Below are 17,317 nucleotides of genomic sequence, written 5' to 3' on the forward strand. Positions count from 1 at the left end.
ATCAGTCAGGAAAGGGCCACCAAGTCCCGGTATTCCTCGCTCCACAGGTCCTCGTCCGCGTCCGGCAGGAGCAGCACGCGGTCGGGGCGCAGGGCGTCGATGGCGCCCGCGTCATGGGTGACCATCACGATCGCGCCGGGGTAGCAGCCGACCGCGGCCAGCACCTCGTCGCGCGAGGCGGGGTCGAGGTTGTTGGTCGGCTCGTCCAGGAGCAGCACATTGGCCCCGGAGTGGACCAGGCCGGCGAGCGCCAGCCGGGTCTTCTCGCCGCCGGAGAGGACCCCGGCCGGCTTGTCGGCGTCGTCCCCGGTGAACAGGAACGCCCCCAGCACACGCCGGACGTCGTCGTCCGTGAGGTGCGGAGCGGCGGCGGAGAGGTTCTCCCGGACCGTGCGGGCGCCGTCGAGGGTGTCGTGCTCCTGGGCGAAGTAGCCGATCCGCAGTCCCCGGCCGTGCACCACCCGGCCGGCATCCGGGGCCACCGCGCCGGCGAGGATCCGCAGCAGGGTGGTCTTGCCGGCGCCGTTCAGGCCCAAGATCACCAGGCGGGCGCCCCGGTCCACGGCGAGGTCCACTCCGGCGAGGACCTGGTGGTCGGCGTAGGACTTGGCGAGGCTGATCGCGCCGAGCGGCATCCGGCCGCAGGGTTGCGGTTCGGGCAGCCGGATCCTGGCGACCTTCTCGGTCCGGTGCGCCGGTTCCAGCTCGGCGAGCATGCGGTCGGCCCGGCGGGCCATGCTCCTGGCCATCGCGGCGGTCGCCGAACGGGCCTTCATCTTCTCGGCCTGGGTGTGCAGGGCCGCGGCCTTGCGCTCCGCGTTGGCCCGTTCGCGCGTCCGGCGTCGGGCGTCCGCCGCGCGCTGGGCGAGGTACGCGGCCCAGCCGGTGTTGTGGAGGTCGATCGTGGCGCGGGTGGCGTCGAGGTGGACGACGCGGTTGACGACGTCCGCGAGCAGGCCGGTGTCGTGGCTGATCACCACCAGGCCGCCCTGGTGAGCGGCGAGGAAGGCGCGGAGCCAGGTGAGGGAGTCGGCGTCGAGGTGGTTGGTGGGCTCGTCCAGCAGCAGCGTGCCGTCGTGTCCGGCGAACAGGATGCGGGCCAGCTCGACGCGGCGCCGCTGGCCGCCGGACAGTGCGCCGACGGGGCCGGGCAGCACCCGCTCGGGCAGGCCCAGCCCCGCGGCCACCCGGGCCGCCTCGGCCTCCGCGCCGTATCCGCCGCCGGCCTGGAAGGCTGCCTCCGCGCGGGCGTAGGCGGCCATCGCCCGCTCCAGCCCGCGGGGGTCGTCGGCGTCGGCCATTGCGGACTCGGCCGCGCGCAGGCGGCGCAGGGCGGTGTCCAGCCCACGGGCGGAGAGGATCCGGTCCAGGACCGTCCCGGCCGGGTCGGCGGCGCGGGAGTCCTGGGCGAGGTGGCCGACCGGGCCGGTGTGGGTGATGGTCCCGGCGGCGGGCTCGGCCCGTCCCGCGAGCGCGGTCAGCAGGGTGGTCTTGCCTGCGCCGTTGCGGCCGCCCAGGCCGATCCGGTCGCCGGGCGAGACGGTGAAGGAAACGTCGGACAGCAGCAGGCGGGCGCCGGCACGCAGCTCGACATCGCGAACGGTGATCATGGGGTAACGCTCCGAAAAAGCACGAGGACACACTTCTGGCGTGGAAGCGGGTCCTCGGCTAGGAAATTCGGGGCGTAGACATGTCGTCACCGTAGCGGTCGGCTCGCGGCCGGCGCATCCGTTTTTCTCCGGCGGGGTCTCCGGTCAGCCCGCCAGGGTGCCCAGGAGCTCCCAGGTGCGGCGCCGGTCGGCGTCGCCGGCGACCTCGGTCCCCGCGAACACCACCTCCGTCGCCCCGGCGTCCCGATAGCGCTGCACCTCGGCGGCGACCGCCTTCTCGTCGCCGATCACCGCGACGTCGACGGCCCGCTGGCCGCCGGACAGCGCGATGGCACGCGCGTAGGAGGGGACCTGCTCGTAGAACTTCAGGTTCTCGGCGACCTTGGCGCGGACCGCGTCGACGTCGTCGGTGACCACGCCGTTGACGAGGGCGACGACCCGGGGCGCGGGGCGCCCGGCGGCCTCGGCGGCGGCGGTGACGGCCGGGACGATGTGTTCGGCGAGGGCACGGGGGCCGGCGATGTACGGCAGGATGCCGTCCGCCAGCTCGCCGCTGACCCGCAGCGCCTGCGGGCCCATCGCGGCGACCAGCAGCGGGACGCCGGACTCCGCGCCCGGCACCCGGGCGGGGACCGGCGTGGTCGCGGTGAGGAGTTCGCCGTGGAAGTCGGCGCTGCCGGTCTCGGTCAACTGCCGCAGTGCGGTGAGGAATTCCCGCAGGCGGGCGATGGGCCGTTCGAAGGGGATGCCGAAGCCGCCCTCGGTCAGGAGCTTGGTACCGAGGGCGAGTCCGAGGTGGTAGCGGCCGTGTGTGGCCGCCTGCGCGGTCTGCGCCTGGCTGGAGACGACCAGCGGGTGCCGGCCGAAGACGGGGATGGCGGAGGTCCCGACGTGCAGTCCGGGCACCTCGCGGCCGGCGATCGCGGCGAGCTGGGGCGAGTCCGCACCAAAGGTCTGGCCGAACCAGACGGACCGCAGCCCTGCGGCGGCGGCCTCCTTGGCGAGCTGCACGCTCGCGTCGATCTGGTTGGCGGGGTCGGTCGGATTGAGTGCAACTCCAACGGTCATGTCGGTTGGAAACAGCGCAGGTTGGCGACTGATTCCCGGATATGTGTCACGGGTTTGTGGCGGGCCGGTGTCGCGCGCGGCGGGAGACGCGCGCGAGGGCCGCACTGCCACCGCGCCGCGCCTGCGACCGCCAGCACAGTGACGAGCCAGGACTAGGACAGAAACTGACCTACTTCGTCCCTAACGTGGTCCTCATCGGCGGAACGAGAACACCGAAAGGCGGAGACCATGACCGACACCGAGGCGTCCACCCGCGACCTGTCCGAGGCCCCGGCCGTCACCGGCGAGCGCGCCGAATGGCTTGAGACGCTGGCCAAGCACCGGCACTTCCTGCGCTTCCCGACCCGTGACCTCACCGACGAGGAGGTCGGGCGGCGCAGCACGGCCAGCGCGTTGTGCCTGGGCGGCCTGATCAAGCACGTCACCGCCGTCGAGCGGCACTGGGTGGACTTCATCCTGCGCGGCCCGTCGGCGATGCCGGACTTCACGGCGATGACCGAGGACGACTGGGCCAGCCGGGCGGACCAGTTCCGGATGCTGCCGGGCGAGACGCTGGCCGGTGTGCTGGCCGACTACGAGGAAGTGGCCCGCCGGACCGACGACGTGGTCGTCACCCTGCCCGACCTGAGCAGTGCCTGGCCGCTCCCGAAGGCCCCTTGGTTCGAGCCCGGCGCGCAGTGGTCGGCCCGGCGGGTGCTGATGCACATCGTCGCCGAGACCGCGCAGCACGCCGGCCACGCCGACATCATCCGGGAGTCCCTGGACGGCGCCAAGAGCATGGGATAGGCGTCGTCGCACGCGGGAGGGCGTCCGCCGGCAGGCCATCGAGCCCACCGGCGGACGCCCTCATGCGCGGAGCGTGCTCACAGGCTGCGACCCAGGCGGTCCGCCACCGCCTTCACGAAGCGTGCGGGATCGGTCGGCCGGCCGCCCTCAGCCAAGACGGCCAAGGAGTAGAGCAGTTCGGCGGTCTCGGCGAGGTCGGAGCGGTCCTCGCGCTCCCCGTGCGCCTGGTTCAGGCCCTTCACCAGTTGGTGGGCGGGGTTGAGTTCGAGGATCCGCTTGGTGCGCGGCACCTCCTGCCCCATGGCCCGGTACATGTTCTCCAGCGCCGGCGTCAGGTCGTCCGCGTCCGCGACGATGCAGGCCGGCGACACCGTCAGGCGCGACGACAGCCGCACCTCCTTGACGTCCTCGGCCAGCTGCTCGGTCATCCAGCCGAGCAGGCCCGCGAACTCCTCGGCCTGCTTCTCGCGCTCGCCCTCGGACTTCTCGTCCCCCTGCGCACCGAGGTCGATCTCCCCCTTGGCGATCGACTGCAGCCGCTTGCCCTGGAACTCGCCCACCACGTCGACCCACACCTCGTCGACGGGGTCCGTGAGCAGCAGCACCTCGATGCCCCGCTCTCGGAACGCCTCCACGTGCGGGGAGTTGTCGATGCTCTGCCGGGACTCGCCGGTGATGTAGTAGACGGTCTCCTGCTCGTCCGGCATCCGCTGTGCGTACTGCTCCAGCGTGACCTGCTCGTCCTCGCCGTGCGTGGTCGCGAACGACGACACCGCGAGCAGCGCGTCACGGTTGTCGGAGTCGGTGACCAGCCCCTCCTTGAGCACCGCGCCGAACTCCCGCCAGAACGTGCCGTAGCGCTCGGCGTCGTCGGCCTTCATGCTCTTGACCGACGCCAGCACCTTCTTCGTCAGCCGCCGCTGCATCATCAGGATGTGCCGGTCCTGCTGCAGGATCTCGCGGGAGACGTTGAGCGAGAGGTCCTGGGCGTCGACCACGCCCTTGACGAAGCGGAGGTACGGCGGCAGCAGCGCCTCGCAGTCGTCCATGATGAACACGCGCTTGACGTACAGCTGGAGCCCTCGCTGGAAGTTCTGCGTGAACAGGTCGTGCGGGGCGTGCGACGGGACGAACAGCAGGGCCTGGTACTCGAACGTCCCCTCGGCCTGCAGCTGGACGGTCTCCAGCGGGTCGCGCCAGTCGTGGCTGATGTGCTTGTACAGCTCGTGGTACTCGTCCTCGGACACCTCGTCGCGCGACCGCGCCCACAGCGCCTTCATCGAGTTCAGCGTCTCGGGCTCGGCCGGCCCGTCCCCCTCGCCCTCGGCCTCCCCGACCAGCTTCACCGGCCAGGTGATGAAGTCCGAGTACCGCTTGACGATCTCCTTGATCTTCCACACCGAGGTGTAGTCGTGCAGCTGGTTGTCGGAGTCGGCCGGCTTGAGGTGCAGCGTCACCGAGGTGCCCTGCGGCGCGTCGTCGACCTCCTGCAGGGTGTACGTGCCCTCGCCGCGGGACGACCAGCGGGTGCCCTTCGTCTCGCCCGCACGCCGCGTCAGCAGGGTGACCTCGTCCGCCACCATGAAGCCGGAGTAGAAGCCGACGCCGAACTGGCCGATCAGCCCCTCGGCGCCGGCCGCGTCCTTCGCCTCGCGCAGCTCGCGGAGGAATTCGGCCGTGCCCGAGTTGGCGATGGTGCCGATGAGCTGGCCCACCTCGTCGTACGACATCCCGATGCCGTTGTCGCGCACCGTGAGGGTGCGGGCTTCCTTGTCGATCTCAAGCTCGATGTGCAGGTCGGAGACGTCGGCGTCGAGTGCGTCGTCGCGCAGCGCGGCCAGCCGCAGCTTGTCCAGCGCGTCGGAGGCGTTGGAGACGAGCTCGCGGAGAAAGACGTCCTTGTTCGAGTAGATCGAGTGGATCATCAGCTGGAGCAACTGACGGGCCTCTACCTGGAACTCAAACGTTTCGGTCGGCATTTTCGCGATTACCTCACTTGGTCATAGATCGCCGGTCTGATGCGGTCACTGTAATAAGTGCGTCCGCCTGCTGGTCACCGGATGCCCGAGATGGGCGCCGATGGCCGTTGCCGGGCCGGGCCCGGGCACGGGTGTCACGAGGCGGCGGCAACTGGTCCGCGTCCGGTAACGAAAGGATCATGTACCCACGCGCGCTGTCTACGATGCGGGCATGTTGGCCTATGCCCCGCCGGGCGCTCATGGAGGAGGCGAACCCGGACTACCGGTGCGTGGTGGTCACCAACAACTACCACGCGTTCCGGGCCGCGTTGATGGCCCGAAAGGCCGGCGTCAACGGCCAGGTCGTCGGCTCCCCCACCGCCGCGTACTTCTGGCCGAGCGCGACGATCCGCGAGTTCGCCGCGGTGTTCCTGGCGCACAAGGTGGTCAACCTCGGTGTCTGCCTGCTGCTCGTACTCGGCGGTGCGCTGATCTGGTGGGTGCGCTGATGTGGCGGGTGCGCTGAGCGGTCGCGTTCCGCCGCGCAACGGTGTGATGCGCCACCTCCACGCGTCCGCGCCGCCATCCGGACACAGCACACCTGCCGACAACAAGCCACAGGAGTCCTCGGATTAGGTAAACCGCAGCCGTGCGGCGCACCGTGCTCTAGCGTTCAGCTCCATCACGGAGGCGGTCGCGTACCGGGGGGGGACCGACCGCGCCGGACATGCGGGACGACCGAGTGGGGGGCCATGGGGTTGTGCGAAGCTGCCGCGTCACGGGGGACCGTGCCTCCCGCCGGACCGGCGGATCCGCCATGCGGGCCGGAGGCGCACGTGCCGCCGGGAGCCGTCCGCGCTGCCGGGGGAAGCCGATGAGGATCACCCATGTCGTCACGCTGGTCAGCCGGGACGGCGCCTACGGCGGTCCGGTGAGCGTGGCCACCGGACAGCTCGGCGAACTGGCCGCGCGGGGTCACGAGGTCGAACTGGTCGCGCTGTGGCGGGGCGCGGGACCGCCGCCGGACGCCGTGGACGGAGTGCCGCTGCGCGCCCGGCCCGCCCGCACCCTCGTACCGGGGCAGGGCTTCCTCGGCCTGTTCCACCCCGGTCTGCTGCCGCTGCTGTGGCGGCGGGTCGGCCGCGCCGAGGTGCTCCAGCTGCACGCCGGCGCGGTCTGGTGTCGCTGGCGGCGCTCTCGGTGGCCGTGGCCCGCCACCGGCCGTTCCTGGCGCAGACGCACGGCATGGTGCAGCCCCGTCGAACGGTCCTGGCCAGGCTCTTCGACCGGCTCTACGTCCCCCTGCTGCGGCGGGCGGCCGCGGTGCTGGTGCTGACCGACGAGGAGGAGGCCGGGCTGCGGGAGGTGCTCGGACCGGGCGGACCGCGCCTGGTGCGGCTGCCGAACGGCGTGCGGATCCCGGCGCCCGGCGGTGCCGAGCGGAGCCCGACCGAGGTGCTGTTCCTGGCCCGTCTCCAGGCCCGCAAGCGGCCGGAGGCGTTCGTGCGGATGGCGGCGCTGGTGCACGCCAAGCATCCGGAGGTGTCGTTCGCCGTCTACGGCGCGGACGAGGGGCGGTTGGCCGCGGTCGGGCAGGTGGTGGCCGAGCAGGGGCTGGGCGGGGTGGTGGCGTACGGCGGCGCGCTGGATCACGACGCGGCGGTGCGGCGCCTGGCGCGGGCCACCGTGTATGTGCTGCCCGGCGTCGACGAGCCGTTCCCGATGAGCGTGTTGGAGTCGCTGGCCGTGGGCACCCCGGTGGTCTGCACGGAGGGCTGCGGGATCGCCGCCGCGCTGCGCCGCCACGGGGCGGCCGAGGTGACCGACAGGTCGCCGGAACAGCTGGCCGAGGCGGTGCTGCGACTCCTGGACGACGGGGCGCTGCGGGAGCACCGGGCGGCGGCCGGACGGACCGCGATCGCCGCGGAGTTCTCCCTGGCGGCGGTGGCCGACCGACTGGAGGAGTGGTACGGATTCCTGGGCCGGGGCGCATGACGGGGGGCGAGGCCGTGCGGTTCACCGACTGCGCGGGGCCGTGACCGGTATCCGGCTCAGCCGAGCTGGTCGATCAGCTGGTGCAGGAAGTCCGCGGTCTCCTGTGGTGTGTTGGCCTCGGTGCACAGCCGGTCCATCACGGCCGTGTACTGGTCGACCGACTCCTGCTTGTCGAGGTAAAGGGCGCTGGTCAGCTGCTCCAGATAGACCTTGTCGGGCAGTTCCGGTTCGGCGAACCGCAGGATGCTGAACGGCGCGCCGGCCGCCGCGTTGGCCCCCACGCTGAAAGGTGCGATCTGCAGCGTGACGTTCGGCATCTGCACGGCCTTGAGCAGGTGTTGGAGCTGGGCGACCATCACCTCGGTGCCGCCGAACGGCCGGCGCAGCACGGCCTCGTCCACCACCGCCCACAGCCGCGGGGCATCGGTCCTGGTCAGCAGCTTCTGGCGCTCCATCCGCAGTGCGACCAGGCGGTCCACCTTCTCCTGCGGGGCGTTGGGGTAGCCGATGCGGGTGACGGCCTGGGCGTACTCCTCGGTCTGGAGCAGGCCGGGCAGGAACTGCACCTGGTAGGTGCGGATCAGCGCGGCGGCCTCCTCCAGGCCGAGGTGGAGTTCGAACCAGTCCTCCAGGACGTCGCTGTACTCGTGCCACCAGCCGGCGGAGTTGGCCTGGTCCGCGAGCTCGAAGTAGTCGTCCCGGCGCTCCGGGGCGAGCACGCGGTACAGCGTCAGCAGATCGACCAAGTCCTGTCTCTTGAAGCCGACTTGTCCTCTTTCGAGTCGGGTGATCTTGGCGTGAGAACCACGGATCGCCCTGCCCGCGTCCTCGCGCGAGATGCCGGCACCGGTGCGCAGCCTCCGGAGCTGGGCCCCCAGCACGATCCGCGCGGCGGTGGGCCCCACCTGCGGCTCCTTCAGGTAACGCGCTATCGACGGCTCGCCGTCCGGCCGCATCATGGCGGTCATCCCAACTCCCGTGAGCGACAGTGTTGATACCTCAAGTGTCGCATTTACCGGCCGTCAGGTACAGAAATGCGCCATCGGCTCGTGGCCGGGGCGGGCCCGCCGCGCGGTGGGCCCGCCCCGCATCCGCCCGCTTCGGCTCGGATCAGCTCAGCAGTCCGTCGAAGTCGCCGTCCTTGGCGCCGCCGACGAACGCGGCCAGCTCCGCGTGGGTGTAGATCAGCGCCGGCCCCTGCGGATCACGGGAGTTGCGGACGGCGAAGCCGCCGTCGGCGAGCCGGGCGACCTCGACGCAGTCGCCCCCGGGCGCGCTGCGCCGGCTCTTCCTCCAGACCGCACCCTCGATCAGGTCCGCGGCCACGCCGTTGTCGAACTGCTGCATCACGCCACTCCCTTGCTCCGTGCTCAGGTGTCTGACCAGGCACCATGTGCAGCCGCACGTGCTGCTGCACTTACTGATGCAATTACGTTCGACTCGAATGTAATTGCAGATGCACTTGCAGCGCCAGTGACCGCCGGGGATAGTGGTTCTGGATCACCCGTCCGCGACGAAGGTCCGAGAGGCGCCACGGAGTTCGTGATGACAACTCACCCGGCAGGCACGACGGCCGACTTCTTCCCCGCCCGGCCCCTCGGCCACCTGCTCGCCCAGGCGCCACGCGAGATCCTGCTCGACGCGCACGCCGTCCGCCCCTTCGGCCTGGTCGCCCGCGCCCTGACGGCGGACGGCCGGGCGGCCGCCGAGGCCCGTCGGTTCACCGGGGCCACGCTGAGCGGATGGAACCTCAAGCCCCTCGTCGACAACGCCGTACTGGTCGTCACGGAGTTGCTCTCCAACGCCCTGCGCCACGGACTCGCCCAGTCCCCCAGGCAGTCCCGGTGCGCCACCCCGCGCCCGCTGTGGATGGGGCTGCTGCGCTGTCGGGAGCTCGTCCTGTGCACGGTCTGCGACCACAGTACGGACGTACCGGTGCTGCGGGAGTCCGATCACCTCGCCCAGAGCGGGCGCGGGCTGCACATCATCGACTGCCTCAGCTCCTCGTGGGGTTGGACCATCCCGACCGCGGCCGGCAAGGCCGTCTGGGCGGCGCTGCCGGCCGCGGAGTGACGCCCCGACGGCGGCACCGCGGCGCCGGGGCGGCGGGTCAGCCCTTGCGGCCGACCCCTGCGTAGAGCGGGATGTCCGCGTCGGACCAGGCGTCGGCGCCCAGTTCCACGGCGTCGGGGCGCCAGCGGTGGACCACGGTCAGCCCCGGGTCCACGACGTCCAGGCCGTCGAAGAAGCGCAGTACCTCGGCCCTGGTCCGGGCGTCCACGTGGGACCCCTTCGCCTCGAAGTTCTCCGAGACCTCCCGCAGCGCCTCCGGCTCGAAGTCACCGGTGACATACGTCAGGGCCAGGAAGCTGCCCGGGGCGAGCTCGTCCAGCAGTTCCCGGACGACGGTGTAGGGATCGCAGTCCGCCGGGAGCCAGTGCAGGACGGCGATCAGCGTCAGGGCCACGGGCCGGGTGAGGTCGAGCGTCTCCCGCAGCGTGTGGTTGCGCAGGATCTCCTGGGGGCGGCCGAGGTCCGCCTGGATGTAGGCGGTCCGGCCCTGCGGGTGACTGGTGTGCAGGGCACGTGAATGCGCCAGCACGATCGGGTCGTTGTCGGCGTAGACGACGCGGGCCTGCGGAACGGTCGCCTGGACGATCTCGTGGAGGTTGGGGGAGGTCGGGATGCCGGTGCCGATGTCCAGGAACTGCCGGATGCCGGCCTCGACCGCCAGATAGCGGGCGGCGCGGTGCATGAAGGCGCGGTTCTGGCGGGCGATGGTGCCGGCGTTGGGCAGCGCCGCCAGTGTCTTCTCCGCCGCCTCCCGGTCCGCCGGATAGTTGGTCTTGCCGCCGAGCAGCACGTCGTAGACACGGGCGGCGTGCGGCCGGTCCGTGTGCAGATCGATCGGCTGCTGGGGCGGGGCCCCCATCCAGTCCTCCGGCACCGCCATGTCCTGGTCACCTTCCGTCGTGCCGCCGCGCGGTCGCGCAACTTCCGTTTCTACCCTAGTGCGTTGACCGCAGCGCGCCCGGAGCGCCGGCCGTCCACTGCTGCGCCGCTCCGCGCTGCAGTGCGCCGGGGCCGGCCCCGGCGGGCACCGGGAGCGGCATCCATGGCAGAGTGTCGCTAAGGGAGGGTTTGCGTACTGTGTCTGCTCATCTGGCGCGGCGGCGCCGATCCGCCCTGCTCGCCTTCCTGGCCGCGGTCGTTCTGCTCCTCCCCGGGCTTGCCGGCACACCGCCGGCGACGGCCTACCCGGCCACCTCCGGCGTGGCCTGCGTACACCACACCGCACCCCGGGACACCGCCGACCACGGCCTCCCCCACCTCGCCTGCCCGACGATCCGTCACCTCCCGGGCCCCGCGCCGGCGCCCGGCACCCTGCCCCTGCTCGCCTGCGCGGGCGCGTCGCGCCCCGCGCCGCACACCGCGCCGCCCGGCACCGTCACCGCCGATGCGGCCACCTACGCCGGCCGGTGCCGGGACCGTGCCCCGCCCCCGCCTCCAGCTCATCCGCACATCCACCCGTCGGGGCCGCACCCGCGGCCCGTGCATGCCTGCTGGAGGCACCTTGACCCGCGCCACAAGGGTGCGGGCGCTGCTCGCGCTCGCGATCCTTGCCCTGTCCACGTTCCTCGCGCTGACCCAGCCCGTGCGGCTCGGTCTCGATCTGCGCGGAGGCACCCAACTCGTTCTGGAGACCCGCGACTCCCCCACCGCCCAGGCCGACCGGGACGCCACCGACCGCACGCTGGAGGTGCTCCGCCGACGCGTGGACGCCCTCGGGGTGAGCGAACCGCACCTCGCCCGCGCCGGTGACCACCGCATCGTCGTCGAACTGCCCGGCCTCGACGACCCCGACGAGGCCGCCGCGGTCCTCGGACGCACCGCCCAGCTCACCGTGCACCCGGTCCTGGGCACCGGCCCCGGACCCCGGTCCGACCCCGCCGACCCCGACGCCGGCCCCGTCCTCCCCGACGACACGGGCACCCCGCTGCGACTGGGGCCGCCGGCCCTGACGGGCGCCGAAGTGCACCGCGCCGAGGCGGAGTTCGACGCCGAGAGCGGCAGCGGCTGGTCCGTCGGGCTCAGCCTGCGCGGCACCGGCGAGCGCGCCTGGGCCCGGCTGACCGGCACGGCGGCCTGCGCCGCGCCGCACGATCCGGCCCGCCGCGCGGCCATCGTCCTGGACCGCAAGATCATCTCGTCGCCACAGGTCGAATCGTCCGTGGCCTGCGGTGTCGGCATCACCGGCGGGACGACGCGGATCACCGGCGGCTTCGACCAGCGCGCGGCGCAGGAGTTGGCGCTGCTGATCAACGGCGGGGCGCTGCCGGTACCGGTGGACATCGTCGAACAACGCGCCGTCGGCCCGACCCTGGGCGCCCTGGCGATCACCTCCAGCGCCCAGGCCGCGGCCCTCGGGGTCGCCCTCACGGCCGTGTTCATCACCGTCGTCTACCGTCTGCTCGGCGCGCTCGCCACGCTGGCCCTCGCCTGCTACGCGCTGATCTCCTACGCGGCGCTGCTCGCCCTGGGCGCGACCCTCACCCTCCCCGGCCTCGCCGGTTTCGTGCTGGCGGTGGGCATGGCCGTGGACGCCAACGTGCTGGTCTTTGAACGCGCCCGTGAGGAGTACGCGGCGGGTCCCCCCACGCGTCCGCGCACCCTGCGCAGCGCCCTCGCGGCCGGCTTCCGCAACGCCTTCAGCGCCATCGCCGATTCCAACGTCACCACCCTGCTCGCCGCGGTGCTGCTGTTCTTCTTCGCCTCCGGGCCGGTGCGCGGCTTCGGCGTCACCCTGTGCATCGGCGTGGCCGCGTCGATGGTCAGCGCGCTGCTGATCACCCGGGTGCTGGCGGAGTGCGCGGTGGCGCTGCCGCCGGTCCGGCGCCGCCCGCGCCTGACCGGTCTGGCCGGGCTCGGCCGGGTCCGGTCCTGGCTCGCCCGACGCCGGCCGGACCTGCTGCGCCACCGGCGCCGCTGGCTGGCGCTGAGCGGCGTCGCCCTGCTCCTCGCCGTCTCCGGCATCGCCGTCCGCGGTCTCGACTACGGCGTGGAGTTCACCGGCGGGCGGATGATCGAGTACACCACCACCCGGCCGGTGGACGCCGAGCGGGCCCGCGCCGCGCTCGGCACCGCGGGCCTGGACCGGGCCCAGGTCACCACCTCCGGCGACGACGCCCTGACGGTGCGCACCGAGCGGCTCTCCGCGGCGCAACTGCGCACCACGGACCGGGTGGTCGACGAGCTCGGCGGCGGAGCGGAGAAGGTGCGGGACGAGCTGATCGGCCCGAGCCTGGGCGACGAACTGCGCCGCGGTGCGCTGGTGGCCCTCGGCCTCGCCCTCGCCGCGCAGCTGGTCTATCTCGCGGTGCGCTTCCGGTGGACCTTCGCGCTGTCGGCCGTCGTCGCCATGGCGCACGACGTCCTCATCCTCGTCGGGGTGTTCGCCTGGCTGGGCAAGTCCCTCGACGGCGTCTTCCTGGCGTCCCTGCTGACCGTCATCGGCTACTCCGTCAACGACTCGGTGGTGGTCTTCGACCGCATCCGCGAACTCCGGGCCGGCGCGCGCGGCGCCCCGGAGTTCGCGGACCTCGCCAACACCGCGGTGCTGCAGATCGTGCCGCGCACCGTCAACACCGGGATGGGAGCGGTGTTCATCCTGGCCGCGCTCGCCGTGCTGGGCGGCGACTCGCTGACCGACTTCGCGCTCGCCCTGCTGATCGGCATCACCGTCGGCACGTACTCGTCGGTGTTCACCGCGACCCCGTTGGCGGTCGTCCTGGAACGGCACGACGGGGCGTCGCCGCGGCGGACGGCCCGCCGCACGACGGGGCGCGACGGCGGACGCGACCGGCGGGACAGTGGTGCCCGGGTCTGACCCCTGAGGCCGGGCCTCGGCCGGGGCGCCTCCCCGCCGGCGCGCGCTACCGCTCGGCGGTGAGGAGGCGGCTGTGCTCCACGGTGCGCCCCATCACACCGTGGAGCTCCCGCCGGTACGCGGCGGCGACCTGGTGCGCCGGGACGGACCGCACGTCCCAGCCGTCGGCGGTCAGCGCCCCGCCGGGATCCGCCTTGCCGTCGAAGTGCCACAGATCGGCGAGGTCGACGCCCAGTGCGCGGGTGGCCGCGCGGAACGCCGGCTCCTCGACGAGCGGTCGGACGCTCGGCGCGAGGTGCTCGGCGGTCAGCCGGCTGCCGGGCGCGGACAGCCGGCCGATGCGGTCGAAGAACAGCTGCTCCGCGGCGGCGGGCAGGAAGGGCAGCAGCCCTTCGGCCAGCCATGCGGTCGCCCGGCCGGGGTCGAAGCCGGCGTCCCGGAGGGCGGCCGGCCAGTCGTCCCGCAGATCGACCGGGACCACGTGCCGGCCGCAGCGGGGCCGGGCGCCGAGGCGGTCGAGGACGCCGTCCTTGAACTCCAGCACCCGTGCCTGGTCGATCTCGAACAGCTCGACGCCCGGCGGCCACTCCAGCCGGAAGGCCCGCACGTCCAGCCCGGCGGCCGACACCACCACCTGGGTGATGCCACCGGCCGCCGCCGTCATCAGGAAGCGGTCGAAGAACCGGGAGCGGACGCCGAGGTAGTCCGCCATCGAGGTCCACATGTCGCGCGCGACGGCGGACAGCCGCGCGGCGTCCGCCCTGCGCCGCGGCACCGGCACCGGTGCGTCCGCCGCCGTCAGGAAGGCGTCGGCGTAGGGGTCGCTGACCAGGCGGTCGGCACGTTCGGTCTCCAGCGCCCGCCCGGCCGCGACGCCGAGTGCGGTCAGCCCCACCCCGGTGACGATGTCCCACTGCTCGAACTCCAGCATGGGCACTCCTCCACCGTCACGGACAGGCCGGGAAAATCGGACGCGGATACGATCTCGTCACTCTGATCCCGATGACGGGGCCGTGCAAGCACCTAGGCCCTGCCGTCACCTTCCCGTCGTCGCCCGGAGGGCGGCCAACTCTGCCAGCACCGCCTCCTGCGTCCGGGGCAGATCGAGGCCGGCCTCGGGGCGGCGGTGCAGGGTGCGGCGCAGTCGTACGAGGTCGTCGGAGAGGGCGCGGGCGTCGTCACGGAGGTTCATACGTGCTCCTCAGGGGAAGAGCGCGGAAGCGCCCAGCAGCGGTGGCAACCACCACCGCGGGTCGCGCTGCGGTCCGCCCGGGTTTGCGTTCATGGATCAGAGCCAAATGCGCCGAGGCCGGTCCGCGCATCGGTGCAACTACTCAATCGCGCAGGCGGGCGGGCTCATACGGATCGCGGCGGCGAGGCTCAGCGGCCGCGGGAGAGATGAGCGAAGACGCGGTCGGCACCGTCCAGATGGCGTTCCCTGACGACGTAACGGGTGATGCCCCACCGGCGTTCGTGGGTGGCTATGGCGGTGGCGATTTCCTGCACCGTGCCGACCCAGGCATAGGGCGACTGCAGCACGTTGGCCGCGGTGGTGTCGTAGAGCTGGGCGAGCCGGTGTGCGGCGCTCTCGGCGTCGTCGGTGACCTCGACGATCTGGACGAGTGCTTCACGGACGGGGGCCGTCGCCCGGCCGCTGGCTCCTTGTTCGATGATGGCCACTTGTTTGTCGATGTCTTCGCCGTTCCACCGCGCTTCATGGCTGTGGCCGTCGGACAGGGTGCGGCCCAGTCCGCTCAGGGCCACCACCTCCGCATGCTTTCCGGCCCATCGAAGAAGGGTGGAGTTGCCGCCGCCGAAGGTGAAGGGCACCGGTTGCTGGATCGGCAGGGGGGCGGTGAGCCGGGCTCGGTGCGCGCGGATTTCGGGGCCGTCGAGAGTGACCGTCTCGCCCGCGAGGAGTGCACGGCAGGTTTCGGCCACGGCCACGAAGCGGCGTACGCGTCCGGCGACGCCGGGCCGCTCCTTTCCGAGCATGGCCCATTCGGCGGGGGTGTGGCCGGCTCCCATTCCCAGCCGTGCGCGTCCGCCGGAGAGAACGTCCAAGGTCGCGACGTCGGAGGCGAGCAACAGCGGTTCGCGGATTCCTGCCTGGGAGACATAGGAGCCAAGGCCGAGGCGCTCGGTGACGGCCGCAGCGGCGGCCAGGGCGACGTACGGGGACGCGACCGCGCCAGGATGGTCTGCCGCAAGCAGTGCGTCGTATCCGGCCGCTTCCACGCGGGCAGCCAATGCTGCCCAGGAAGGGCCGTCTTGGGGCACCGCCTGCACTGATACAACTGGTGTCGACATGGTCGAACACTAGGGTCATTGCCGGGCAGGTGAAGGCCGTTCCGCGGGGGGCGAACATCCCCGGTGGGCACCGACGCATCGGCGGATGGGCCGACTGCCTGCCGCCCACGGCCGGGTGGCCGGGGTGGGCCCGGTGGACCCGTGGGCGGCCGGGCGGTCGGTGCGATGCCTGTGCATCCCCGGCTGCCGGCTGTGGGACCTGTCAGGGCGCGCCGGCCCGGAGGCGTAGCCGCAACTGCTGTGGCCCGCGGGTGAAGACGCCGGCGTCGCCGGGTGCAGTGCCGTCCGCGAACCGCAGGTCGGGGAAGGCGTCGAGGAGTTGGTTGATCCCGGTCTCGACCTCGGCCCTGGCGAGCAGGGCGCCCACACAGAAGTGCCGGCCGAGGCCGAAGGCGATGTGCTGTGCGGCGGCGCTGAAGGCACTGTCCGGGTTGAGGTCGGTGCGGAAGACGTCGAAGGCGTCGGGCTCGGAGTACTGGCGGGGGTCGCGGTTGGCGGCGCCGATCAGGCAGACGACGGTGGCGCCCGCGGGTACGGTCCCGCCGCTGAGCGTGACGTCCTCGGCGGGCTGACGCATGATCATCTGGACCGGTGGGGTGTGGCGCAGCGTCTCGGCGAAGGCGACGGGTATCAGCGATCGGTCGGCGCGTACCGCGGCCCATTGATCGGGGTGCGCCAGCAGGTTGCGGACGAGCAGGGCGATGGCCTTGTCCGAGGTTTCGCCGCCCGCGGACAGCAGCAGGCTGACGAACGAGGTGATGTCCTGGTCGGTCATCCGGACGCCCTCGACCTCGGCGGTGCACAGCCTGGAGAGCAGGTCGTCGCCGGGCGCGGCACGCCGTTCCCGGATGACCGGGTGCAGATACGCGGCGAGTTCGTCGCCCGCGTGCCGGCCGGCCGCCGCGATCCCGGGATCCTGGGCGAGGTTGGAGATGAAGGCGACGACCGCGGTGTACCAGCCGTGGAAACGGTCGTGGTCGGCACGGTCCAGTCCGAGCATGTCGACGATCACGTTGATCGGGAGGCGGGTGGCGAACTGCGCCACCAGATCCACCTCTTCCGCCCCGCGGAAGGCGTCGATCAGTTCCCGGGCGTTCCGCTCGATGAGGGGCAGGAACGTCTCGCGCAGTTCCCGGCCGCGGAAGGCCGGCGCCACCAGGGCGCGGCGAACGGCGTGTTCACGGCCGCTCATCTGCGGCAGTGTGCGTCCGCCGTGGACCGGTTCGAGCTGCCAGGAGTAGTTGTCACTGGTGAACACCGGCTCGCGAAAGGCCCGTTCCACGTCCTCGTAGCGGGAGAGCAGATAGCTGTCGGTGCCCTTGTGGTGCAGCAGCGGATAGTGCTCGCGCAGCACGCGGTACGCCGGGTAGGGGTCGATCGCGAACTCTGGTGACAGGATGTCAGGAGGCTGCGGGATGCTAGTCACGATGCGTGACGCTAAGGGCGGAGCGCGGGCGCGTCCAGAGAGCCTCCAGGGTGCGCGGGTGCGCAGGGGGCGCATGACTGCCGACGCCCGACCCGCTGTCGTCCGAGCCAGTCAGGTCCGTGGCTGGACACCCGTCGGTCGTGTGGCTGCGGTCGGGCACGGAGCGAGCGGTGTTCGTCGGGGACCTGGTGCACAGCCCCCTGCAGATCGCGGAGCCGGACGACTCCCCCGGCTTCGACGAGGACGAACCCCGCGCGCGGAACACCCGACGCCGAGT

At 72.3% G+C, this 17,317-nt stretch carries 15 protein-coding genes and 1 pseudogene; 6 read left to right on the forward strand and 10 right to left on the reverse strand.

The annotated features are described in order from the left end of the window. Positions 1-5: 5 nt before the first annotated feature. Together JNO44_RS02520 and JNO44_RS02525 are read right to left on the reverse strand one after the other, a co-directional pair. Positions 6-1,610: an ABC-F family ATP-binding cassette domain-containing protein gene (locus tag JNO44_RS02520; protein WP_205360942.1), complete on the reverse strand. Its 1,605-nt coding sequence runs from the start codon at positions 1,608-1,610 to the stop codon at positions 6-8. Between the two features lie 144 nt (positions 1,611-1,754). Next, positions 1,755-2,678 (reverse strand): LLM class F420-dependent oxidoreductase, encoded by a 924-nt coding sequence (locus tag JNO44_RS02525; RefSeq protein WP_205360943.1) that lies wholly within the window; start codon positions 2,676-2,678, stop codon positions 1,755-1,757. A gap of 228 nt (positions 2,679-2,906) precedes the next feature. Between JNO44_RS02525 and JNO44_RS02530 the strand changes: the two genes are divergently transcribed. Next, complete coding sequence (locus tag JNO44_RS02530) at positions 2,907-3,464, forward strand: DinB family protein (RefSeq protein WP_205360944.1); 558 nt, start codon at positions 2,907-2,909, stop codon at positions 3,462-3,464. 77 nt (positions 3,465-3,541) lie between these two features. Here JNO44_RS02530 and htpG read toward each other — a convergent pair whose 3' ends face one another. Beyond that, positions 3,542-5,443 carry a molecular chaperone HtpG gene (htpG, locus tag JNO44_RS02535; RefSeq protein WP_205360945.1) on the reverse strand — a complete coding sequence of 634 codons (1,902 nt, stop codon included), beginning with the start codon at positions 5,441-5,443 and terminating at the stop codon, positions 3,542-3,544. Between the two features lie 230 nt (positions 5,444-5,673). Here htpG and JNO44_RS02540 point away from each other — a divergent pair. The 3 genes and pseudogenes from JNO44_RS02540 to JNO44_RS02545 all read left to right on the forward strand — a co-directional run. Then, a pseudogene (locus tag JNO44_RS02540) lies at positions 5,674-5,931 on the forward strand (YdcF family protein); the annotation flags it as partial. 365 nt (positions 5,932-6,296) lie between these two features. Beyond that, entirely contained in the window at positions 6,297-6,758 is a 462-nt protein-coding gene (locus JNO44_RS42990) for a glycosyltransferase family protein (protein WP_240167380.1), read from the forward strand. Continuing rightward, positions 6,668-7,417 carry a glycosyltransferase gene (locus JNO44_RS02545; RefSeq protein WP_240167381.1) on the forward strand — a complete coding sequence of 250 codons (750 nt, stop codon included), beginning with the start codon at positions 6,668-6,670 and terminating at the stop codon, positions 7,415-7,417. The genes JNO44_RS42990 and JNO44_RS02545 overlap by 91 nt, the downstream gene beginning before the upstream one ends. A 56-nt stretch (positions 7,418-7,473) precedes the next feature. On the opposite strand, the gene JNO44_RS02550 is transcribed toward JNO44_RS02545, so the two are convergent. Then, positions 7,474-8,385: a helix-turn-helix domain-containing protein gene (locus JNO44_RS02550; RefSeq protein ID WP_205360946.1), complete on the reverse strand. Its 912-nt coding sequence runs from the start codon at positions 8,383-8,385 to the stop codon at positions 7,474-7,476. A gap of 142 nt (positions 8,386-8,527) precedes the next feature. Continuing rightward, positions 8,528-8,764, reverse strand: coding sequence for a DUF397 domain-containing protein (locus JNO44_RS02555; RefSeq protein ID WP_205360947.1), 237 nt, complete (start codon positions 8,762-8,764; stop codon positions 8,528-8,530). A 198-nt stretch (positions 8,765-8,962) separates the two neighbouring features. Between JNO44_RS02555 and JNO44_RS02560 the strand changes: the two genes are divergently transcribed. Further along, entirely contained in the window at positions 8,963-9,490 is a 528-nt protein-coding gene (locus JNO44_RS02560) for an ATP-binding protein (protein ID WP_205360948.1), read from the forward strand. Positions 9,491-9,527: 37 nt separating this feature from the next. On the opposite strand, the gene JNO44_RS02565 is transcribed toward JNO44_RS02560, so the two are convergent. After that, positions 9,528-10,370, reverse strand: coding sequence for an SAM-dependent methyltransferase (locus JNO44_RS02565; RefSeq protein WP_205360950.1), 843 nt, complete (start codon positions 10,368-10,370; stop codon positions 9,528-9,530). Positions 10,371-10,973: 603 nt separating this feature from the next. Between JNO44_RS02565 and secD the strand changes: the two genes are divergently transcribed. Continuing rightward, entirely contained in the window at positions 10,974-13,304 is a 2,331-nt protein-coding gene (gene secD, locus JNO44_RS02570; RefSeq protein WP_205360952.1) for a protein translocase subunit SecD, read from the forward strand. Between the two features lie 46 nt (positions 13,305-13,350). Here secD and JNO44_RS02575 read toward each other — a convergent pair whose 3' ends face one another. The 4 genes from JNO44_RS02575 to JNO44_RS02590 form a co-directional block, all read right to left on the reverse strand. Then, positions 13,351-14,235, reverse strand: coding sequence for an SAM-dependent methyltransferase (locus tag JNO44_RS02575; protein WP_205360954.1), 885 nt, complete (start codon positions 14,233-14,235; stop codon positions 13,351-13,353). Positions 14,236-14,340: 105 nt separating this feature from the next. After that, complete coding sequence (locus JNO44_RS02580) at positions 14,341-14,496, reverse strand: hypothetical protein (protein ID WP_420882607.1); 156 nt, start codon at positions 14,494-14,496, stop codon at positions 14,341-14,343. A gap of 188 nt (positions 14,497-14,684) precedes the next feature. Beyond that, a complete protein-coding gene (locus JNO44_RS02585) occupies positions 14,685-15,614 on the reverse strand; it encodes an LLM class flavin-dependent oxidoreductase (RefSeq protein WP_205360956.1) in 930 nt (309 codons plus the stop codon). A 202-nt stretch (positions 15,615-15,816) separates the two neighbouring features. Continuing rightward, positions 15,817-17,040: a cytochrome P450 gene (locus JNO44_RS02590; RefSeq protein ID WP_205360961.1), complete on the reverse strand. Its 1,224-nt coding sequence runs from the start codon at positions 17,038-17,040 to the stop codon at positions 15,817-15,819. Between the last annotated feature and the right edge of the window lie 277 nt (positions 17,041-17,317).

It is taken from the genome of Streptomyces noursei, assembly GCF_016917755.1.
Taxonomy (GTDB): Bacteria; Actinomycetota; Actinomycetes; order Streptomycetales; family Streptomycetaceae; genus Streptomyces; species Streptomyces yunnanensis.